The following is a 21,246-nucleotide window of genomic DNA, read 5'->3' as shown; positions in this document are numbered from 1 at the left end:
CGTCGCCATCGGCGGTTACAGACTGACCAAATCATTGCGGGATGATCCCCAAGGCTTGATTGAGACGCGCCAGCGCCTGGCCCTGTTCGGCTCGGCGCAGCGCCAGATCGAGATGGGCCTCGCGGGCACGGCGTTCGGCGCGCAGACGGTCGGCGAGATCGGTCTCGCCGAGCTCGAACGCGCGCTCGGCGACCTTGAGTGCGTCAGCGGCCAAGCGGGCGCGGCGCTCGGCGACCTGCAGCGCCTTGGCCGCACCGGCGCGGCCGAGCACCGCCCCGGCGAGCTCGCGCTCGGCCTCGCGCCGCAGCCGGTGCAGCTCGGCAAGACGCTCGGTCACCTGCCGCTCGCTGGCGGCGAGCTCGAGCGCCGACTGACTCCGCAAGCCGAACGGGATCGAGACCTCGAGCTGGAGGGCCGTATCGGCTCCAAACGCCCGGTCGTCGCGCGAGCGCCGGCCGCCGAGGCTCAGCACCGGATTGCCGCGGCGATCGCTCGCGACGCGGTCGCGCTCCGAGCGCGCGCGCGCAAGCGCCGCATCGGCCTCGGCCAGCAGTGGATGGTCGTCAGGCAGCATCAACTGGGATGCGTCGTTCCTGCCTGACGCTCGGCCCAGCGCTGGGCCCAGCGCTGGGCCGAGCGCTCGGTTGGACGCCGATCGAGGTGCTGAGCCGAATGCGACGCCGGATACAGGTGCTGTGCCGGGCGCTGAACTCGATGGTGCGCTCGATGCAGGGCTCGACGAAGGGCTCGACGAAGGGCTAGGTAAAGGGCTCGGCGCCCGGCTCGGCCAGTTCGCCGGCTCCGGCAAACTCAGCCGGCCGGTCAGCTGCACATAGTCTGCCTTCGCCTGCTCCCAGGCGGCTTCTGCCGCGGTCAGCTCGGCTTGACGGGCCAGGGTTTCCTGCTCGGCCGTCAGCAAATCGAGCCGAGCCAGCTCGCCGGCGTCAAAGCGCTTCGCGACCACCGCCTCCAGCGCTGTAGCGGCCTGGTAGGCGGCACGCGCCTGTTGCTGCTGGACCTCGGCAAGCTTGGCTCGCCATAGCGCATCGCGCACCGCGCCGGTGACCTCCCAGCGCAACAGCCGCGTCAGCGCATCGGCGCCCATGCCGAGCGAGCGCGCCAGCTCCAGCCGGGCACGGCGCTGGCCTGGGAGCCAAAGCGGCAGATCGACGAAGGCCTCGAGCTCATAGGCGCCGTCGTCGCTGTTGAAGCGATCGGACAGCCCTTTGAGCCGCAATGCCGGATCATCGGCGGTCCAGGCGCCGGCCTGACGGCGCACCGCATCAGCCTCGCCGCGCAGTGCATCGGTCCGGATCAGCTGACCGGCCTGCTCCATGGCCCCGGCGACCGCCTCGGCCAGGGTCAGGGGTCCAGTCACGGGCGCTGAGCTCGCACCTTGAGCAGCCGGCGCGGTCCCGGTTGCAGTGGCGGCGGGCGCCTGCGCCAGAATGCAGAGCGCGGCGAGCACCGGCATCAGAAGCCGGTCTGCTGGAAGCGCTGCGGCACGGCGGAGCGGGCGTCTGCACCCAGCCGAACAGATGGAGATGCGGCCGATTCGGCCAAGCGCGCGTCTATCTGTAACGGCCGCAATCGAACGCGCAATGAGCGGGACCTCTCGCTCCGCATAACCTCTATAGAATCGCTGCATCATTGGTCCAGCGGTCGCTTACGGCCGGTCACCATGCTGCGCGGCAGGTTCTCGCGCGTCACGAGGCTCGCGAAGACGACACCGCCGATGTGCAGCACCACCAGTGCCAAGACCAGATTGGCCAGCACCTCGTGCAGCTCCTCCCAGAATTCCTCGCTGCCCTCATGCTCCTCGTGCTCCTCGCGCTCGCCAGAGTCCGCCCAACGGTACGCGTCGTGATCCTCCCGCTCGTCGCCGTGCTCGTCGGCCTGCGCCGGCGCGATCAGGGCAAAGCGCGGAGCGTCCTGCGCGGCCGTCTTCCTAAGGGGTTCCCCAAGCGGGTCCACCAGCGATTCCCCAGGCAGCGATTCCCCGGCCGGTTCGGTGCTGACGAAACCGGCGAGCGGACCGGCATCCTCCTCCAGTGCGTAGAGGACGAGTCCGGAGCCGACGATCGCGAGGACGCCGGCGAGTAACGCCCAGACCATCACCGAACCGGCCGGGCTATGGCCGAGATGACGAATCGCTTTGAAGCGGAGGAGGTCGACGAGATAGGCTAGGACGGCCTTGGGAGGGAACGCGAAGTCGCTGAACCGCGCGTGCTGGGGCCCGATGAAGCCCCAGACGATGCGCATCAGGATCACCACGCCGACTAGATAGCCGGTCCAGACGTGCAGCCACATCACTTCCTCGCTGAGATAGGCGACGAAGAAGCCGACTGCGAGGCTCCAGTGGAAGACACGGACGACGGCATCCCAGACATGAATGGCGTCTGCCTGGTGGGTTGTCTCAGGTTGCTCGGACATGCAGCATCTCGCTCGGTCTCGGCGAGTGCGTGGCGGCCGCAGGAACGCTGCGCGTCGACGGCACGGCACTCGCAATGAACAGGAATGGCGAGAGCCTACCGGGCGGACCTGAAACCAAGCTGAAAGCAAACCTGATCGGGAACACCCCCTGGCTGAGAGGACTCGACCGAGATGGCCTGGACTGCGCTGATCATCGCTGGGATCTTCGAATGGGGCTGGCCGCTCGGGCTGAAGCTCGGTTTCTCCGACCAGGATCTGCGGTGGGGCTGGCTGGGGTTCAGCCTGGCATCGATGATCGGCAGCGGGACCATGCTGCTGATCGCCCAGCGCACCATCCCGATGGGCACGGCCTATGCGGTCTGGACGGGCATCGGCGCTGTCGGCGCATTCGTGATCGGCCTTCTGGTCTTCAGCGAGCCGGCGACGTTGGCGCGGTTCTTCTTCGTCAGCCTGATCCTCGTCGGCATCATCGGCCTCAAGCTGGCGTCGCCTTGAGCCAGACCGGCCGGGCGAACCGCCAGTGCCCTATGAGGCGCTGGAGCGAGCCTTCGCTGCGGAGGCCGACGCGATTGCCGATGCCGCATGGGCCGGAATAGCAGCCGAATCGGCAGGCGGCGCGAGCGGCAGCTCAACGCTGGCACGAAAGCCGCCGAGGCTGGGCGAGCGCCCGAGCATGAGCCGTCCGTGGTAGAGATCGAGGATCTCGCGCACGATCGAGAGGCCGAGGCCGTGGCCGTCGACGCGCTCGTCGACCCGCACCCCGCGCGCACCGATCGCGGCGAGCTCGGCCTCGCTGCAGCCCGGTCCATCGTCGTCGACCAAGAGGCGGACGCCCTCGGCACTGGTCTGGGCACTGGTCTGAGCAATGGGCTCGAGCCGGCAGCGCACCTGGCTGTCGGCCCATTTGCAGGCGTTGTCGAGCAGGTTGCCGATCAGCTCGAGCATGTCCTCGCGATCGACCATCAATGGTCTCGTCAGGGCGTTGTCGCAACGGACGGTCAAGCCCTTGTCCGCGTGCATGCGCTCGAACAGCTCGATCAGCACCGGCAGATCGGCGCTGGCATCGAAGGTCGAGCCTGGGGTGACACCGCCGGCGATGCGCGAGCGCTTCAGCTCGCGCTCGACCAGCGCCTGCACGCGCTGCACCTGTTCGATGCAACGCTGGCGCTGCGGTTCGATACAGCGCTGGTGCTGCGCCGGGTCGGGCGGTTCATCGAGGCGCTCGAGCTGCTGCAGCAGTAGGTTGAGCGGCGTCTTGAGCGCGTGCGCCAGGTTGCCGGCGGCGTTGCGCGAGCGCTCCAGGCGCTGGCCGTAGACGGCGAGCAGCGCATTGAACTTGCGCACCAGCGGCAGGATCTCGAGTGGCACGGCTTCGGTGATGGCCTCGGCGGTGCCGCGCTCCAGCGCCTCGATGTCGCGGTAGATGGGCTGCAGTCGGCGCAGCGCCCGCCGCACGATCAGCCGTTGCACCAAGAGCATGAGCACGAGCCCGCCGATGGCGAGCACCGCAAACAGATGCTCGAAGGCCTGCAGCTCGGCCAACAGCGGATTCAGATCCTCGGCGACGGCGATCGTCACCGTCGCCTCGCCGATCCGATAGCCGGCGCTGCGCACCAGAAGGCGCTGGCCGAGCGGACCGCGGGTCTCCCAGTCGATCACGCGGCCCGCCGGCAGCGGCTCGGCGGCCAGGCGCTGGTCCCAGAGCGAGCGTGACAGGCGGCGCGAGCCCTCGGCGCCAATGACCTCGTAATAATGGCCGGAGAACGGTTGCCGATAGATGGGCCCGAGCGCATCTGGCGAAGGGCGAGCCCCGGAGGACGAAGGGGCCGCCGGATCGCCCTGCGACAGGGTGCCGAGCAAGGCCTCGGCATCGTGCTGCAGTCGTGACAGCACATAGGCCTCGGTGCTGCGGTGCAGCGCGGCATGGCCGAGCCACCATGCAGCAGCGATCACCAACGTCAGGCTGATGCCCAGGCCCAGATGCAGCCGCGCTTCGAGCGATCTCATCGCCGGCGCTCGCGGCGCTCGAGCGCGGTCGCAATCGCCCTCGCGAGACCGCTGCCGGCATCCGGCACAGGGCGCTGAACCGAGGCCATGAACGGCTGCCCGACGCCCCCAGCGGCGGCCGTCGCCGTCCGATCCGGGTTCAGGACGCCAGCGCGGCTGCGCCTCAGACCGACGCGCCCTGATGCTGCGCTGCACACGACATTCGGCTGATCCGCAAGCATTTGGCGCTCTCGAGCAGGCTAGGGCTGCGAGGGAAATACATAGCCCTGACCACGCTGCGTTCGCAGCCGCTCGCGGCCGATCTTCTCGCGCAGGCGCCGTACATAGACCTCGATCAGATTGCTACCGTGCTCGGCGTGCTGGTCGTAGACGTGCGCATGCAGGCGCTCCTTCGAGAGGACCTGATCGGGATGGCGCATGAAGTAGCGCAGCAGTCTGAACTCGGTGCCGGTCAGCTCCAGGCGGCTGCCATCCGGCAGCACCACCTGCTGACGCCCCTCATCGAGCTGCAGGCCGGCCACCTGCAGACGCGCCTCGGCTTGCCCGGCGGCCCGCCTCAGCAGTGCCTGCAGTCGGGCCAGCAACTCCTGCAGATGGAAGGGCTTCCCAAGGTAGTCATCAGCACCGGCCTTGAGGCCGTCGACGCGCTCGTGCCAGGCATCGCGCGCGGTCAGGATCAGCACTGGGGTGCGCAGCCCGTTACTGCGCCACTCGCGCAGAACTTCCAGGCCCGGCCGTTTCGGCAGCCCGAGATCGAGCACGATCGCGTCATAGGCCTGATCCTGCCCGAGGAAGCCGCCCTCCAGCCCATCCATCGCCCAATCGACCGCAAAGCCGGCTGCGGTGAGGTCGCGACGCAGGCCGCTGCCCAACGCGCGATCGTCCTCGATCAGCAACAGACGCATCAGGGCGACCCTTGCGAATGCTCCGGGGCCAGCTCGATCAGCTCGCCGGTCTCGGCATCGAGCTCGAGCTCCCAGACCTGGCCGGCGTCATCGAGCAGCTCGATCTCGTAGACATAGGTCTGGTGATCGGATTCGTACTCGAGCTCGGCCTCGAGCAGCACCCCGGCACGGATGGCTCGAACACGCTCGAGCAATTGCTCGAGCGGCAGGATGCGGCCGGACTCGACCAGGCGCCGTGCCAGCTCGGCATCGGGCGCATCGGCTTGCGCCGCCATCGGCAGCAGGACGATCAGCAGCCGCGCAAGCCGCCGCAGCTTGCAGCCACGGCGTCCGCTGTGGACAGGCGCCGCGACGGCGCGCGATTCATGACACTGCCCAATCTCAGGCGTCATCCCAGAGACAACCGTAGCGGTCGAGCATCACGGGTAAGCTCCAAGCGTTTGCCTGACCGGTGAAGCGTAACGGCCGATATCCAAGGCCGAGTCTCAGAAGTTTACGCACGGAGCCTGTCAAGCCACACGACCAAGCCACACGACCAGACTGACCTTCACCATGATTGGACCACGCTGATCGCCACGCGTCGACCCGTTTCCGCCCTGCTTGTTCCGGGTCAGGAACCCGGCGGAACGGAGCGTAGTACACTGCGAGGACGACGATAAATCAGTCCCCGAATCACGGGGCACTAGGAGGCCGAGGTGCGGTTGCACATCCCGCTGGATACCCTATGCTCGTTGATCGACCTGGCGCGCGAGTTCCAGGCCAAGGAAGAGGTGGTCTTCCCGGAAGTCCCCTCCAGCCCGACCGATGACTGGGCGATGCAGGTGTTGGCCGACCACGGCGACGACTACAATGTCACCGAATTCCAGGGTATCGTCAACGAGATGTCCGAGCGACAACGCTCGGAGCTGATCGCGCTGATGTGGGTCGGACGCGGCGACTTCAGTGCCGACGAATGGGAAGAGGCGGTCGACGAGGCCTGGGGCGATTTCAGTATCCGCGCGGCCGCCTATGTGCTCGCGCACCCGATGCTCTCGGATCACCTCGAAGAGGGCATGATCGCCTTTGAGCTGTCCTGCGAGGAGTAACGACGGACGGGCGCAGTCATTGCCAGAGGAGACGACCGCCGTTCATGGGCGATCGGTCCTTGCTGCGCCGCAACCCCCTATTCAAGGTTGATGTGGCCGAAAAGGGCAATGCCACCAAGCCGCGGGGCGGCTCAAGCCTCGCCGATTGCAAACCCCGGGCTGCTGAGGGCGCGCACTGACTTGGCCTGCTCCCTCGGCTGGGGCTCGGCCGGGGGCCCCCTCGGCCGAGCCCCCTCAGGCGGCCCGACCAAGAATCCGCGCTGTTTCAGGTCTCTGGCAGGTCTTCGCTGCCGACCGCCTTCATGCTGAGCCTGATCCGGCCCTGCTTGTCCACCTCGAGCACCTTGACGCGGACGACATCGCCCTCGCTGAGCTTGTCGCTGACCCGCTCGACGCGCTCGTCGCTGATCTGGCTGATATGGACCAGGCCATCGCGGCCGGGCAGGATGGTCACGAAGGCGCCGAAGTCCATCAGGCGCGCGACCTTGCCCTCGTAGACCTTGCCGACCTCGACATCGGCGGTGATCAGCCGGATGCGCTTCTTGGCCTCTTCGCCGGCGCTCTTCTGCACCGAGAAGATCTTGACCAGGCCGTCGTCGCTGATGTCGATGGTCGCGCCGGTCTCCTCGGTCAGCGCACGGATGGTCGCCCCGCCCTTGCCGATCACGTCGCGGATCTTCTCCGGATGGATCTTGAACTCAATGATCCTCGGGGCATGCTCGGACATCTCGGCGCGGTGGGTATCGATGACCTTGTTCATCTCGCCAAGGATATGCAGCCGGCCGTCCTTTGCCTGCGCCAGGGCGGTCTCCATGATCTCCTTGGTGATGCCCTCGATCTTGATGTCCATCTGCAAGGCGTTGACGCCGTCGGCCGGTCCGGCGACCTTGAAGTCCATATCGCCAAGATGGTCCTCGTCGCCCATGATGTCGGTCAGGACCGCGAACTGATCTCCCTCCTTGATCAGCCCCATCGCAACACCGGCCACCGGCGCCTTGATCGGCACACCGGCATCCATCAACGACAGGCTGGTGCCGCAGACACTCGCCATCGAGCTCGAGCCGTTGGACTCGGTGATCTCGGAGACGACCCGGATCGAGTACGGGAACTCGGAGAGGCTCGGCATCGAGGCGAGCACGCCGCGTTTGGCCAGACGGCCATGGCCGATCTCGCGCCGTTTCGGGCTGCCGACGCGGCCGGTCTCGCCGACGCAGAACGGCGGGAAGTTGTAGTGCAGCATGAACGGCTCGCGGCGCTCGCCCTCGAGGGCGTCGATGATCTGCGAGTCGCGCTCGGTGCCAAGCGTCGTGACGACGATCGCCTGGGTCTCGCCACGGGTGAACAGGGCGGAGCCGTGAGTCCGGGGCAGGACACCGGTGCGCACCGAGATCGGGCGCACGGTCTGGGTGTCTCGGCCGTCGATACGCTCTTCGCCGGCCAGGATACGGCCGCGCACGATCTCCTTCTCGAGCTTCTCGACCGCCCCGTAGACCTTCGGCTGCGGCCAGGGGGAATCCTCGCCCGCGAGCTTCTCGAAGACCTCACTGCGGATCGCATCCAGCGCGGCGTAGCGCTCCATCTTCTCCTTGATCCGATAGGCCTCACCGAGCCGATCAGCACAGGCATCGGCAACAGCAGCGGTCAGTTCCGGATCGGCCTCGGGCGGCTCCCAGGGGATCGGTGTCTTGTTGACCTCAGCGGCGAGCTCCTTGATGGTCTGAATCACGACCTGCATCTGCTCGTGGCCGAACATCACTGCACCGAGCATCACATCCTCCGGCAGACCCCGCGCCTCGGACTCGACCATCAGCACCGCACTCTCGGTGCCGGCGACGATCAGATCGAGGTCACTGTCCGGGCTGAGTCCGACGACTGCGGGATTCAGGAGGTACTCTCCATTCTTATAGCCAACCCGGGCCGCGCCGATCGGGCCGTTGAATGGCAGCCCTGCGATCGAGAGCGCCGCCGACGCCCCGATCATCGCCGGCATCTCAGGATTGACGGCAGGGTTCAGCGATTTGACCGTGGCAATCACCTGCACCTCGCGGCCGAAGCCCTTTGCGAAGAGCGGCCGTACGGGTCGGTCGATCAGCCGCGCGGTCAGGATCTCGGATTCGCTCGGCCGTCCCTCACGACGAAAAAAGCCGCCGGGGATGCGGCCGGCGGCATAGGTCTTCTCCTGATAGTCGATCGTGAGCGGCAGGAAATCCTTCATCTCGGTCGCCCGTTTGTCGACGACCACGGTAACGAGCACGACGGTATCATCGACATTGACCATGACGGCGCCGTCGGCCTGGCGGGCGATCTCACCGGTTTCGAGCGTTACCGTCTGATCGCCATATTGGAAGGTCTTGCGGATAGGGGTCACTAGGACGGTCCTCTGGGTGGTCCCCACGACGGGGGGAGTGCGACCCGCGCCGGGAATACCGTCGCAGCGGGCACGCACCGAGGCGTATGGGTGAGGCGGGCCAGCACCGGCATTCGGCGACCGGCACCGCCATCGGGATCGGAGTGCATCTAACGGCGCAGACCGAGCTTCTGGATCAAGGCCCGATACCGATCGAGGTCCTTGCCCTTGAGATAGTCGAGCAGCTTGCGGCGTGAATTGACCATCCGCACCAAGCCGCGGCGCGAGTGATGGTCCTGCTTGTGCTCGGTGAAATGCTCGGTCAATTGCTTAATCCGGGCGGTCAATAATGCGACCTGCACCTCGGGCGACCCGGTGTCGTTCGGGCCGCGCCCGTGCTCTTCGACAATCTGGCGTTTCTCGTCTGCGGTCATTGTCATTGGACTTCTCCCAACTCGATCACGACGCCTCGAGACGGCGTCTGTTGATGGCCCCCAACCCCAACAATGACTTCAGGGTCGAGGCATTGAACTGTAGCGGCTTGCGCGACCGCCGGCGCCTCGGAGCGAGCCGCGACGGCCGCGATTCTACGGCCTCGGTCATCACTTTGAAACCAAAGCTGCCCGCGCGCCAGATCCAGATCAGCCGGTCGGCGGGTGACGGTTCAGACCAATCGCTTGGGCTGCACCCGGCCGTCTTCCAGGATCTCCCCAACCCCGAGGAAACAATCGCCCACGTCATAGAGGCGCACCAGCCCTTCGGTCGGCGCCTGCGGGACCAGCACCGGTTGACCCTGGCTCAGATAGAAGGCGGCATTCGCCGACAGCCGCACCGCTGGACAGTGGCCAAGGGTCGACTCCAGTGGGAGCAGCAGCGCGTCCATCGCCTCGACTCCCGACTCGGCGGCCGCCTCGACCTCGGCCAGGGTCACGAAGGCCGTGTCACCTTCGACATAGGGTCCGACGCCGGTGCGGCGCAGTGCTGCGACATGCCCGCCGCAGCCGAGACGCTTACCGATGTCCTCGGCAAGGGTCCGGACATAGGTGCCCTTGGAGCAGTGCACCAAGAGCTCGATATCCGGTAGCCTGAATTCGAGCAGCTCGATGCCGTAGATGCTGATCTGACGCGGTGTGCGCTCGACCTCTTTGCCCTCACGGGCAAGCTTATAGAGCCGCTTGCCGTCGTGCTTGACCGCCGAATACATCGGTGGAAGCTGCTCGATCTCTCCGACGAAGCCGGCGATGACCTCGCTGACCGCAGCCTCGGTGACCCCGTCGCCGATTGGCTCGGTCGCGATCACCTCACCCTCGGCATCGGCCGTTTCAGTGGTCTCACCCAGCCGCACACGGACCCGATAACGCTTGTCCGCGTCCAGCAGGAAGCCCGAGAACTTGGTCGTATAGCCGAGGCACAGCGGCAGCAGCCCGGTTGCAAGCGGGTCAAGGCTGCCAGTATGACCGGCCTTTTGCGCGTCATAGAGCCGCTTGACGCGCTGCAGCGCATGATTGGATGAGATCCCGAGCGGCTTGTCCAATAGCAGGATGCCGTTGACCTCGCGGCCCCGTCTGCGTCGTCTACCCATGGTGTTCCAAAGTGAGAGCGGGATCAGCGGCCGGCGTTGGAGGCATCGGCTGCCTCGTCTGCTCGGTGGCCGTCGCCGCCATTGGTGTCTGTTTCGGTGTCGTGCGAATCGCCCGCCTGGCCGACCGCGGACTCGATCAATGCGGACAGACGCTCGCCGCGGCGGACCGATTCGTCATGGACAAAATGCAGCTGAGGCACCGTCCGCAGCCGGGCGGTGCGCGCAAGCTCATGACGCAGAAAACCGGACAAACCGCCGTTGAGCAGGCGCCCCTGCTCGCCAGCGTCCTCGTCCGCCGGGAAGCAGGTGAAGTAGACCTTGGCGTGGGCAAGATCCCGACTGACCCGGACCTCGTGCAGCGTGATATCGCCCAGCCGCGGGTCCTTGGCCCGCCGCAACAGCTGGGTCAGCTCTCGCAGCAGGGCCGCCCCGATCCGCTCGCCGCGATCAAAGCCGCGTTGTGAGGCACGGCTCATAGCTCCCGTGCCCGCTCCTTGCGCTCGAAGACCTCGATCTGATCCCCTGGCTGGACGTCATTGTAGTTCTTGACGCCGATGCCACACTCGGTTCCGTTCTTGACCTCGCTGACGTCCTCCTTGTAGCGGCGCAGTGACTCCAGCGCGCCCTCGTAGATCACGACGTTGTTGCGCAGCACGCGGATCGGGCTGTTGCGCCGGATCACGCCCTCGACCACCATGCAGCCGGCGATGGCGCCGAACTTCGACGAGCGGAACACATCGCGGACCTCGGCCAGACCGATGATCTCCTCCGAGACGATCGGGCTCAGCAGACCGGAGATCGCCTTCTTGACGTCGTCGATCAGCTCGTAGATGACCGAGTAGTAACGCAGGTCCAGCCCCTGCTCCTCGATCACCCGCCGCGCTGCGCCGTCGGCCCGGACGTTGAAGCCGAGCATGATCGCGTTCGAGGTCACGGCCAGGTTCGCATCCGACTCGGTGATGCCGCCGACACCGGCGGCGACCACCGAGACCTTGACCTCGTCGTTGCTGAGCTTGACCAGGGCCTCTTTGATGGCCTCGACACTGCCCTGCACATCGGCCTTGAGGATGATGTTGACGCTCTTGAGGTCGCCCTCCTTGAGCTGCGAGAAGAGCTGATCCAGGTTCGCGCCGCGCTGCTCGTCCATGCGTGTCTGGCGATCGCGCTCGCGGCGTAGCTCGGCGACCTCGCGGGCGCGCTTCTCGTCGGTCACGGCGATCACATCGTCGCCCGCGTTCGGCGACCCGGAGAGACCGAGCACCTGCACCGGGATCGACGGTCCTGCGCTCTTCACCTGGCGACCGAGCTCATTGAACATCGCCCGGACCCGACCATATTCGGCACCGCTGACGATCATGTCGCCGGCACGGAGCGTACCCGATTGCACCAGCACGGTCGCAACCGTGCCGCGGCCCTTCTCCAGGCTCGACTCAACGATGGTCCCATGCGCAGGCCCGTCGACCGGCGCCGTCAGCTCGAGCACCTCGGCCTGCAGCAGCACGGCGTCGAGCAGGTCGTCGATGCCGTCCCCGCTCTTGGCCGAGACCTTGACCAGCATGGTGTCGCCGCCCCACTCCTCGGGCACCAGCTCATGCTGGGTCAGCTCTTGCATCACCCGGTCCGGATTCGCATCGGGCTTGTCCATCTTGTTCACGGCGACGACGACCGGGACCCCGGCCGCCTTCGAGTGCTGGATCGCCTCGATGGTCTGCGGCATCACGCCGTCATCGGCCGCGACCACGAGGATCACGATATCGGTCGCCTTGGCACCACGGGCGCGCATCGCCGAGAAGGCGGCATGGCCGGGCGTATCCAGGAACGAGATGATGCCCTTGTCCGTCTCAACGTGATAGGCACCGATATGCTGGGTGATACCGCCGGCCTCACCGGCAGCGACCTTGGCGCGGCGGATGTAGTCGAGCAGCGAGGTCTTGCCGTGATCGACGTGGCCCATGATGGTCACGACCGGCGGCCGCGGCCGCGCCTCGGCCTGGCCGACCTCCTCCTCGAGCAGGGCCATCAGCGCATCCTCGGCGTCCTCCTCCTTGGCCTCGATCGCCTTGTGGCCCATCTCCTCGACGACCAGCATCGCGGTATCGCGATCCAGCGTCTGGTTGATCGTCACCATCATGCCCTGCTTGAACAGTTCCTTGATGACCTGACCGGCCTTGACCGACATCCGTGCGGCGAGATCGCCGACCGAGATCGTCTCGGGGACCTCGACCTCGCGCACCACCGGCGCGGTCGGACGCTGGAAGCCGTGCTTGTCCTGCAGCTGGGGCTTGCTCGGCTTCTTGCGCCGGCGCACCGATGGACGGGTGATCACGGCCTCTTCGCCGCCTTCTTCATCGAGTGCTTCGACCGGAGCACGCTTCTTCGACCAGCCTGGCTCCTTCTCCTTCCGTGCAGCCTTGCGCTCCTTCTCGGCGCGCTCCTTCTCGGCGCGTTCTTTCTCAGCCCGTTCCTTCTCGGCATGCTTCTTCGAAGCCCGCCTGCGATCCTCTCGCTGCTGCTCGGTCTCCTCCTCGATGGCCTCGGGCGCCTCAGACTCAGCAATCGGCAACGTCTCTTCGGCCTCGGCGGCCATCTCTTTGCTCTCGGCCGCCTCCCGTTCCTGCCGGCGCTGCTCCGCCTCGGCCTCGGCCTTGCGGCGTGCCTCTTCCTCGGCCTTGCGTCGGGCCTCTTCGCGCTGACGCGCCTCGAGCTCTTCCTGCTCGGCCAGCCGCCGCGCCTCTTCCTCGGCCCGACGCGCCTCGAGCTCGGCGCGCCTGCGCTGATCATCGACCGGCGCGCGCCGCACGCGTGTCTCCTGTGGCGGCGGCTCGGACCGCGGCGCCGGCTTTGCGCTGGCCGCGGGGGCCTCCGCCGAGCGCTTGCCGAAGCTGCGCTTGCGCCGAACCTCGACATTGACCGACTTGCCAGTGCGCGCCGCGCCGCCGCGGGTCGATGTCGTACCGCGCGACGGGGTCGGCCGAGACGGCCGCTGCGTCCGCGTATCGGCAGCAGGCCGACGCCGGGCACTGGCCTCCTCGACCGGTGCGTCGGCGGCCTCGTCCTTCTTGCCATGACTGCGCCGCAGATGTTGCAGCAGCTGGATCTTTTCGCCCTCGGTGATGGTGGCATCTTCGGCGTGGGCCGAGATGCCCGCTTCCTGGAGCTGGGCAATCAGCCGCTCCACCGGGATCCCGACCGTCGTCGCGAGTTGCTTGACCGTGACTTCAGTACTCATTCGCACCTCCGATGACTAGTCGTTCTCCGAGCCAGCAAATAGGGGCTCGCGGGCGGCCATGATCAGGCTCGCCGCCTGTTGCGGCTCCATGCCCTCGATATCCAGGAGCTCGTCCACGGATTGGTCGGCTAGGTCGGCCATCGTCTTGATGCCGCGCCGAGCCAGCCGATGAGCGAGGGCCTCGTCCATCATCGGCATTGCGAGCAGATCCTCGCCGGGCACCGCGTTCGGGTCCTCCGGGCTCTCGGCGCTTTGCGCAGCCAGCGCATCCAGCGCGCGTTGCCTCAGCAGGCCGACCAGCTCGTCGTCGAAATCCGCGATCGCGAGCAGCTCCGATTCGGCCACATAGGCAACCTCCTCGACCGTCGTGAAGCCCTCTTCGGCGAGCACCGCAGCGACGTTCTCGTCCACCCGGAGATCGGTCATGAACCGTTCGATCAGGCGCCGACCTTCCTCTTCGCTCTTGGCCGCAGCCGCCTCCTCACTCATCACGTTCAGGTCCCAGCCCGTGAGCTGGCTGGCCAGCCGGACGTTCTGGCCACCCTTGCCGATTGCTTGCGACAGGTTCTCCTCCTTGACCGCGACGTCCATGCTGCGGGCATCCTCGTCGATGACGATGGAGACCACGTCGGCCGGCAGCATCGCGTTGATCACGAACTGGGCCGGGTTCTCATCCCAAGGGATGATGTCGACCCGCTCACCGAAGAGCTCGTTCGAGACCGCCTGCACCCTTGAGCCGCGCATCCCGACACAGGCCCCAACCGGATCAATGCGCGGATCATTGGTCCGCACCGCGATCTTCGCGCGGGTGCCCGGATCGCGAGCGGCGCCCAGGATCTCGATCGTGCCCTCGCCGACCTCCGGCACCTCGAGCTTGAACAGCTCGATCAACAGTTGCGGCGAGGTCCGGCTGACGAAGAGCTGCGGACCCTTGGGCTCGGAGGCGACCTCGTAGAGCAGCCCGCGCAGGCGATCGCCCGGACGCGCGGTCTCCTTCGGGATCACCTGGTCGCGCGGCACCAGGGCCTCTGCGTTATTGCCCAGGTCGAGCACAATGGTCCCGCGATCCGCCTTCTTGACGATGCCGGTCACCAGCTCGCCCTCGCGGCTCTTGAACAGCTCGACGATCTTCGCGCGCTCGGCCTCGCGCACCTTCTGCACGATGACTTGCTTGGCGGTCTGGGCCGCGATGCGGCCGAACAGGACCGACTCGATCTGCTCCTCGAGATGATCACCGAGCTGCAGCTCAGGATCGAGCGCCTGCGCTGCCGAGTAGGTGATCTGGCGCTCCGACGCCTCGAGCGGCCCGTCTTCCGGGTCCTCGACCACCTCCCAGCGACGGAAGGTCTCGTAGTCGCCGGTGGTGCGATCGATCGCGACGCGCACCTCGATATCACCACCGTGCTTCTTGCGCGTCGCCGAGGCGAGCGCGGCCTCGATCGCCTCGAAGATGATGCCCTTGGGGACATCCTTCTCGTTCGAGACGGCATCGACGACCATCAATATCTCTTTATTCATCGGCTCTCTTCCCCTGATGTCGGCCCTGATGTCGGTCGTACCCGGCCCGTCCGCCATCCGGTGCGTCAGCGAGCGGATTGTGAAAAGTTGAGCGCTGGCACGAGGTGAGCGCGCTCGATCTGATCCACCGGCAGCTGCACCGATGCCCCGTCGAGTGATAGCTCCAGCCAAGCCCCGTCGGCGCTCGCGCCGAGGATCTCGCCCTCGAAGTTGCGCCGCCCCTCCAGCTTGCGGTCAAGCCGGACCCGTGCACGACTGCCACGATGACGCAGGATCTGCTCGAGCGTAAACAGCGGCCGATCCAGGCCCGGTGACGACACCTCGAGGTCGTACTGACCGCTGATCGGGTCCTCCACGTCGAGGACGCCGCTCAGCTGCCGGCTGACCGTCTCGCAGTCCTCGATCGTGATGCCATCGCCGTGATCGATGTAGACACGGAGCGCCGCCTGCGCACTGCCGGCGGAGACGTGCTCGACACCGAGCACCTCGTATCCCATGGGCTCGACCGCCGTTCTCACCAAGGCTGTCAGTCGATCGTTCGCCTGTCTCATCACCGAGCCAGCACCACTGTTATCATCCCATCGGAATGCCTGCCCCCTGCCTGCCTCCGCCAAACAGGTCGTAGACCTGGCGACGATCGCCCGCAGCGAGGCCGGAGCCGAAGCCCACCCCGCAAACGCAGGAGCCACAAACAAAAAAGAGGGCCGAGGGCCCCCCTTGTTCGGAGCAGCACCAAACGAGACTCTGCCGAAAGCAGCCTCGCATGGGGTCTGCAGCGGATCGCGGATAAAAAAGCCCCGAGACCGGGGCCATCGCGCCAGGGGCACTGGGCGGGACATCGCCCAATTCCACCTCTCTATCTCTCAGCCTCCGGATGATAACGCCGTCGTGAGCGAAACGCAAAACCCAAGCGCAGACCTAAAGTCAACCCCGGCATCGACGCAATGCCCAGCGCAGCCCCCAAGACCGCAGCCGGCGGGCCTCGAACAGCTGATCGCGGCGGCACGGGCACGGACTCATGCCTTGCTTAGGCAAACACTCGATCAGCGCGGAAGCGCAGGAACAGGTCTTCGGATCGAACTCCGCTTCGATCTGCGCGGCCGGACGGCCGGGCAGGTCCGTATCCGCTCGCGCGGCGACTATCTGATCCGCTACAACCCCGAGCTCCTCCGTCGGGGCGGGGCAGACTTTCTCGAGCGAACTGTCCCGCATGAGGTTGCGCACGTCGTCGCGCATGAGCGCTTCGGACCGATGATCCGCCCCCACGGCCCTGAGTGGCAGAGGATCATGCGGACGCTCGGAGCGGAGCCAAGCCGCTGTCACAACTATGACGTGACCGACCTCGGTCAGCGCCGCCTGCAGCGCTTCGACTACCACTGCAGTTGTGCCGAGCATTGCCTAACCAGTATCCGGCACAATCGGATCGTCAAGGGCCAGCGCTACTATTGCCGGCGCTGCGGTGAGCCGCTGCGCCGCGGCCGCCGAGATCGCTAGGATCACTGGCTCTAGAAACCCTAGCAGAATGCCCTCTACGGCCTAACCAATCAGCAGTTTGTGTAGACTAGCCGGGCATTTTGATAGGACGTCTAAGCCGCTGCCGCTGCCCTTGACCGTCGAGACGGCAGTCGAGGGTTGCGTCGATCAAACAACGGCTTGGATTGACTGGGGGGTTGTAGCCGCTTGGCACTCACCCATGGGCGCGTCGCGCGACGCCCCCATGGCACGCCCACCGGCCAGACGCTGGCGGCCCGCCGCCTTGGCGGGCCCAGCGTTCCTGCGCCGTCAGGCCGCTGCCGGCTCTGGCTGCTCGACGATCGCCTTGACCCAGCGCTCCATCGCCTCGTTGGCGGGCGGCATCGGCGCCTCGAGGAAGGTCACGATGAAGCGGTCGCCCTGATCGACGACGCCGATCGAGCGCGGCCTGACTGCCATCACCTGTGCATCGGGGAGCTTGGTCCCAAAGCAGAAGAGCACGTGCTTGGCAGCCTGGATACCGCTCGCGATCTCGCCCGCGGCCAACGCCTGGGTATGCTCGATATGATCGAACTCGCCGATGTAGCGCGCGATCTCATGCGCCTCGATGCACTCCTTGAGATAGGCGATGATCGCATCGGCACTGGGGAAACGGGTCTCGTCCTTCAAGACCTCCAGGGTGTAGATCGGGTATTTCTCTTGCAGTAGGGTCTGTTTCATCGATTTCTCCTGCTGGATAGCGATGCGGGGTGAAGACGTCGGCAGACCGGCACCCGTCGGAAGCGAGAATCGGAAGCGAGAATCGGAAGCGAGAACGGGTGCGGGATACCCTGGTTGTCAGTGTCCGGGGACACAGATGCCGTGGCGCGAGATCGCGATCGCAGTCCGAACCAGCAGGAACGCGACGACCAGGCTCAGGATCGCGAGCAGGCCGGCACCGATCCAGCGATAGGTCTCGGTTTGGCTTTGTTCGAACATCAGCATGCTGGCGATGCTGATCGCCGCCAGCGGGAACGAGTAGGCCCACCAGGAGAGGTAGAACCGCAGGCGGGCGAAGAAGCGGGCTTGAGTGAACAGCAGCAGGGTCAGGAACAGGGCGCTGAAGTAGAGGATCATCGCGAGCGGGTCGAGCTCGCCAACGAGCCGCACATAGGCGATGAACCCGACCGCCGGCGGCGCGATCAGGATGAACAGCGTCGGCATGAAGCGCTCCGGAATCGGGTCATGGAACAGCACCCGATAGAAGATGATCGCGAGCAGGATCCCCCAGAACAGCATCCCGATGCTGAAGAAGAACCAGGAGATATCCTCGAACCCGAGCGCGACGCCCGCCACCGGCACCAGCACGTTACCGACGGCCGGGATGAACCAGGCCGGATTCATATGGTGCACCTCGAAGTGCTCATGGTGGATCCAGACACTGACCACGTAGAGCGTGAAGATCAGGTGCAGTGCCGCACCCGTCATCCAGAGAGGCCGGCTCAGATCCGGGTTGACCGGCAGGAATGCGATGGACAGCAACAGCAGGCTGATCGAGATCGCCGCAAAGAAATTGAGCTTGACCGGGTGACGCAGCTCGGCGAGCACGGCCTTTGGGTAGCGCACCAGCTTGGCCGTATAGAGCCCGACCAACAGGGCGAGTACGGCTGCGGTGACGCCGGCCATCCAGGGGTTGATGCCCAGATCAAGCCCAAACGCATGCTGCGCCTTCTCCCAGGCGATGGTCAGGCCCGAGAGCCCCATCACCACGGCGAAGAACGCGACCGGCAGGTTTGGAAGCCGACGCGGGTCGGCATCAGGCTGAGACATGAAAGAGCTCCCCTCATCGAGGGATCAGAACCAATACTGAGGAAAATTCTATGGATTGAGCCCGATAAGGCATTGAAGATCCGCAACAGCGTTGGATGACGCCGCGGGGCCGGTCTGGCAAAGTGAAGCTCCGACCTCAGCCGTTGCCACCTCGGCGTGGCGATCCGACCCACCCTTGACCGGAGCCGATCTCGATGAGCTGGAAGACCGCGCATCGCTCGTTCTACTACCAAGGTGCCCCGGAGCCGGCCGACCCGGTGCTCAAACGCGACGAGACCGCCCTGCTCTGCATCGACGTGCAGAACTACGGCATGGTGCTGCATGAGGACCCCGCCGAGCGCGAGCGCTGGGCGCCGTTCCATGCGCGGATGCGCGGCACCGTGATCCCGCGGCTGCAGGCGCTGCAGCAGCGCTTTCGCGCCGAGGGAGTGGACGTGATCCACGCCCGCATCGCCTGTCAGCTCGAGGACGGGCGCGACCGCTCGCTGAGTCAGAAGATGCCGGGTTGGAACAACCTGCTGATGCCGAAGGACAGCGAAGAATCGCAGATCATCCCGGAACTCGCGCCGGAGCCTGGCGAGATCGTGGTCACCAAGACCACCGACAGCGCCCTGACCGGCACCAACCTGCGGCTGCTGCTGAGCAACATGGGCATCCGCACGCTGATCGTGACCGGCATCTACACCGATCAGTGCGTCTCATCGACGGTGCGCAGCCTCGCCGATGAGAGCTTCCAGGTGATCCTGCTCGAGGACTGCTGCGCCGCCGGGACCGACGCGCTGCACCAACAGGAGCTGGCAATCATCAACATGATCTATTGCCATGTGATGACCAGTGAGGAACTGCTCGCACTCATGGGGCTCGACGACTGAAGGGCGCCTCCCAGAAAGGCGACCGGCTGGACGACCGGCTGGACGACCGACTGGACAGCCGACTGGGCGACCGAATGGAAGCGCTCGGCGCCGGCGCCGACCACATGGCCCGGTCCACAGGCAGACCAGCAGCCTCATGCTCTAGCACCGGGTCTTGCCATGATCGCTGTTTCGTCTGATCGGCGTGACCGAACGCCGCGGACCAATCAGCGCCGATAGACGCGTCGTATCCAGAGCCCAGCGCGGATTCTTAGGCGATTTCTGTCAAAGCTCATACCGCCTTGCTGGTCTTTTCGCTCGCCTTCTTCGTCGCGCCGCCGGTCACATAGCCCGGCTATGCTCCCGGCGACGCTCCTCGAAGGCAAACGAAAATCCTGCGCAATTCGGTACGAGCTTTTCCGGCAATCGCCTTAGAGGCCCGATCAAAACGGCCGCTTGATCCGCGCAACCCCTGATCGATCCGGCTACAGGAGGCATTCTGTCAGGGTGCCGTAATGGCTCCATCAAAACGGCCGCCTGACTCGCGCAGGCGCCTGATTCATCGCGCACTCAGCGACCGCCCAGACCATCGATCCGCAACAGCTGCTGCACCAGGTCGCCGGTGTCATCGGCCTGGTCGAGTGACTCGAGCGGGGTCCAGGAGTAGTCGTTCTCGAGCCGATAGGAGGCCAGATAGGGATGCGGCGGCTCGCCGCGCCAGTCATCGGGCGAGAGCATCGAGAAGTATTGTCGACCATCGGCGCGCTGATAGAGGTGATAGACCTTGCCGGGGAGCCGTTTGAAGGCACACTCGGCATGAGTCAGCGCATGCTCGTCATGCGCCTCGTCGAGCACCTTGCGCGCCTCCTCTTGGAGCGATTTGATCTGGTCGGCAATCACGCGCAGCTTAGCGCTGGTGCGCGCGCTGAGCATCGACTCTGCGCGCTCGACCTCTTCGGCCAGGTCCGGCGCCTGAAAGGCCGGTGCGAGCCGGCTGACGGGATAGGGCGAGCTGTGATCAGCACCCTGATGAAGAATGGACTTCTTTTCGTCGGTCATGCGGTTCCTGAGTGAATCGGTGGGCGGGGAGGGCCGCGCGATCACTGCTGCAATGTGCGGCCGCCATCGACCGCGATGATCTGTCCGGTGATGTAGTCCGCGTCCCGGAACAGAAACAGCAGTGTGCGCGCGATATCGTCCGGCGAGCCGGGACGCCCTAATGCGGTGCGCGCAAGGATCTCGTCCTTGAGCGCATCGGACAACCCCTGCTCCGGCCATAGGATCGCGCCCGGTGCGATACCGTTGACGCGGACCTCGGGGCCGAGCTCGCGGGCGAGCGTTTGCACCATCATCGCATTCCCGGCCTTGGCGATCGAATAAATCGGATGATCCTTCAGCGGCCGCTGGGCGTGGATATCAACGAGATTGACCACCGCGCCACCGCTCGCGCGCAGCAACGGCGCCGCGGCGCGGGTCAGGAAGAAGGGCCCCTTCAGGTTGGAGCCGATCAGCTCATCCCACTGCGCCTCGTTGGCCTGGTCCAGCGGTGTCGGATAGAAGCTGGAGGCGTTGTTGACCAGCAGGTCCAGTCGCCCGAATCGCGCCTGCACCGCATCGATCATCGCCGGCAGCCGCTCCAGTTCAGCGAGGTCTGCCTGGAGCAGCTGCACCGAGTCCGGCCGTTGTGCCTCCAGGCCCTGTTGCAGCGCAACGGCATCAGCCTCCGAGGACCGGTAGTGCACCGTCAGGTTCACGCCCTGCGCATGCAAGAGCCGCGCGATGCAGGCGCCGATACGGTGCGCACCGCCCGTGATCAACGCCACCTTGCCGGCGATCGAGGCCAGATCGGACCCCGACGGGGCGTTTGGGGCTTGCTCGGTCAACGAATCCTCCACAATGGCTCGAGCAACCATGGCTCGATCAGCTTGGCGTTCAACAGCCTCAAGACGAGGCTCACCTCGTCTTGACGCCTGCACAGATGTGTCAACATACAGCCCCTCGCCAGTT

General features: G+C 66.0%; 21 protein-coding genes. 4 read left to right on the top strand and 17 right to left on the bottom strand.

Annotated features, from left to right (window positions below; all coding sequences use genetic code 11):
- Positions 1-31 precede the first annotated feature (31 nt).
- Together CKO40_RS06250 and CKO40_RS06245 are read right to left on the bottom strand one after the other, a co-directional pair.
- A complete protein-coding gene (locus CKO40_RS06250; RefSeq protein WP_200345335.1) occupies positions 32-1,378 on the bottom strand; it encodes a TolC family protein in 1,347 nt (448 codons plus the stop codon).
- Positions 1,379-1,647: 269 nt separating this feature from the next.
- Complete coding sequence (locus CKO40_RS06245; protein WP_200345334.1) at positions 1,648-2,433, bottom strand: cytochrome b/b6 domain-containing protein; 786 nt, start codon at positions 2,431-2,433, stop codon at positions 1,648-1,650.
- A gap of 171 nt (positions 2,434-2,604) precedes the next feature.
- Between CKO40_RS06245 and CKO40_RS06240 the strand changes: the two genes are divergently transcribed.
- On the top strand, positions 2,605-2,928 hold the full coding sequence (locus tag CKO40_RS06240; RefSeq protein ID WP_200345333.1) for a DMT family transporter: 324 nt from the start codon (positions 2,605-2,607) through the stop codon (positions 2,926-2,928).
- Positions 2,929-2,958: 30 nt separating this feature from the next.
- Here the strand turns inward: CKO40_RS06240 and CKO40_RS06235 are convergent, their stop codons facing one another.
- The 4 genes from CKO40_RS06235 to CKO40_RS06220 are packed head-to-tail and all read right to left on the bottom strand — an operon-like array spanning position 2,959 to position 5,737.
- Entirely contained in the window at positions 2,959-4,440 is a 1,482-nt protein-coding gene (locus CKO40_RS06235; protein ID WP_200345332.1) for a sensor histidine kinase, read from the bottom strand.
- Complete coding sequence (locus CKO40_RS06230; RefSeq protein ID WP_200345331.1) at positions 4,437-4,661, bottom strand: hypothetical protein; 225 nt, start codon at positions 4,659-4,661, stop codon at positions 4,437-4,439. Before CKO40_RS06230 ends, CKO40_RS06235 begins: the two co-directional genes overlap by 4 nt.
- Before the next feature lie 18 nt (positions 4,662-4,679).
- Positions 4,680-5,345, bottom strand: a complete 666-nt coding sequence (locus tag CKO40_RS06225) for a response regulator (protein WP_200345330.1) — start codon at positions 5,343-5,345, stop codon at positions 4,680-4,682.
- Positions 5,345-5,737 carry a PepSY domain-containing protein gene (locus CKO40_RS06220; RefSeq protein ID WP_200345329.1) on the bottom strand — a complete coding sequence of 131 codons (393 nt, stop codon included), beginning with the start codon at positions 5,735-5,737 and terminating at the stop codon, positions 5,345-5,347. Before CKO40_RS06220 ends, CKO40_RS06225 begins: the two co-directional genes overlap by 1 nt.
- Before the next feature lie 303 nt (positions 5,738-6,040).
- Between CKO40_RS06220 and CKO40_RS06215 the strand changes: the two genes are divergently transcribed.
- The gene (locus CKO40_RS06215; RefSeq protein WP_200345328.1) at positions 6,041-6,430 is read left to right on the top strand and encodes a DUF3775 domain-containing protein; all 390 of its coding nucleotides are present in this window, start codon (positions 6,041-6,043) and stop codon (positions 6,428-6,430) included.
- A 265-nt stretch (positions 6,431-6,695) separates the two neighbouring features.
- On the opposite strand, the gene pnp is transcribed toward CKO40_RS06215, so the two are convergent.
- From pnp to rimP, 7 genes are all read right to left on the bottom strand, one after another.
- The gene (pnp, locus tag CKO40_RS06210) at positions 6,696-8,798 is read right to left on the bottom strand and encodes a polyribonucleotide nucleotidyltransferase (protein WP_200345327.1); all 2,103 of its coding nucleotides are present in this window, start codon (positions 8,796-8,798) and stop codon (positions 6,696-6,698) included.
- A gap of 149 nt (positions 8,799-8,947) precedes the next feature.
- A complete protein-coding gene (rpsO, locus tag CKO40_RS06205) occupies positions 8,948-9,217 on the bottom strand; it encodes a 30S ribosomal protein S15 (protein ID WP_200345326.1) in 270 nt (89 codons plus the stop codon).
- Between the two features lie 224 nt (positions 9,218-9,441).
- Positions 9,442-10,359: a tRNA pseudouridine(55) synthase TruB gene (gene truB / locus CKO40_RS06200; RefSeq protein WP_200345325.1), complete on the bottom strand. Its 918-nt coding sequence runs from the start codon at positions 10,357-10,359 to the stop codon at positions 9,442-9,444.
- Positions 10,360-10,382: 23 nt separating this feature from the next.
- Positions 10,383-10,835 carry a 30S ribosome-binding factor RbfA gene (gene rbfA / locus CKO40_RS06195; RefSeq protein ID WP_200345324.1) on the bottom strand — a complete coding sequence of 151 codons (453 nt, stop codon included), beginning with the start codon at positions 10,833-10,835 and terminating at the stop codon, positions 10,383-10,385.
- Positions 10,832-13,588: a translation initiation factor IF-2 gene (gene infB / locus CKO40_RS06190; protein WP_200345323.1), complete on the bottom strand. Its 2,757-nt coding sequence runs from the start codon at positions 13,586-13,588 to the stop codon at positions 10,832-10,834. Before infB ends, rbfA begins: the two co-directional genes overlap by 4 nt.
- Positions 13,589-13,603: 15 nt before the next feature.
- Entirely contained in the window at positions 13,604-15,106 is a 1,503-nt protein-coding gene (nusA, locus tag CKO40_RS06185; RefSeq protein ID WP_200345322.1) for a transcription termination factor NusA, read from the bottom strand.
- Between the two features lie 65 nt (positions 15,107-15,171).
- The gene (rimP, locus tag CKO40_RS06180) at positions 15,172-15,657 is read right to left on the bottom strand and encodes a ribosome maturation factor RimP (RefSeq protein WP_200345321.1); all 486 of its coding nucleotides are present in this window, start codon (positions 15,655-15,657) and stop codon (positions 15,172-15,174) included.
- Positions 15,658-16,129: 472 nt separating this feature from the next.
- Between rimP and CKO40_RS24200 the strand changes: the two genes are divergently transcribed.
- A complete protein-coding gene (locus tag CKO40_RS24200; RefSeq protein ID WP_242476861.1) occupies positions 16,130-16,600 on the top strand; it encodes a SprT family zinc-dependent metalloprotease in 471 nt (156 codons plus the stop codon).
- Between the two features lie 288 nt (positions 16,601-16,888).
- Here the strand turns inward: CKO40_RS24200 and CKO40_RS06170 are convergent, their stop codons facing one another.
- Positions 16,889-17,299 (bottom strand): DUF6858 family protein, encoded by a 411-nt coding sequence (locus CKO40_RS06170; RefSeq protein ID WP_200345319.1) that lies wholly within the window; start codon positions 17,297-17,299, stop codon positions 16,889-16,891.
- 117 nt (positions 17,300-17,416) lie between these two features.
- Positions 17,417-18,388, bottom strand: coding sequence for an SLAC1 anion channel family protein (locus CKO40_RS06165; RefSeq protein WP_200345318.1), 972 nt, complete (start codon positions 18,386-18,388; stop codon positions 17,417-17,419).
- Between the two features lie 194 nt (positions 18,389-18,582).
- Here CKO40_RS06165 and CKO40_RS06160 point away from each other — a divergent pair, with 194 nt between their 5' ends.
- Positions 18,583-19,260, top strand: coding sequence for a cysteine hydrolase family protein (locus CKO40_RS06160; RefSeq protein WP_200345317.1), 678 nt, complete (start codon positions 18,583-18,585; stop codon positions 19,258-19,260).
- Positions 19,261-19,809: 549 nt separating this feature from the next.
- On the opposite strand, the gene CKO40_RS06155 is transcribed toward CKO40_RS06160, so the two are convergent.
- Together CKO40_RS06155 and CKO40_RS06150 are read right to left on the bottom strand one after the other, a co-directional pair.
- On the bottom strand, positions 19,810-20,298 hold the full coding sequence (locus CKO40_RS06155; protein WP_200345316.1) for a DUF2452 domain-containing protein: 489 nt from the start codon (positions 20,296-20,298) through the stop codon (positions 19,810-19,812).
- A gap of 41 nt (positions 20,299-20,339) precedes the next feature.
- The gene (locus tag CKO40_RS06150; protein WP_242476860.1) at positions 20,340-21,122 is read right to left on the bottom strand and encodes a pteridine reductase; all 783 of its coding nucleotides are present in this window, start codon (positions 21,120-21,122) and stop codon (positions 20,340-20,342) included.
- Between the last annotated feature and the right edge of the window lie 124 nt (positions 21,123-21,246).

The organism is Halochromatium glycolicum, from assembly GCF_016584085.1.
Classification (GTDB): Bacteria; Pseudomonadota; Gammaproteobacteria; order Chromatiales; family Chromatiaceae; genus Lamprobacter; species Lamprobacter glycolicus.
The sequence above is the reverse complement of the archived record's forward strand: the minus strand, read 5'-3'. Positions and strand labels throughout refer to the sequence as shown.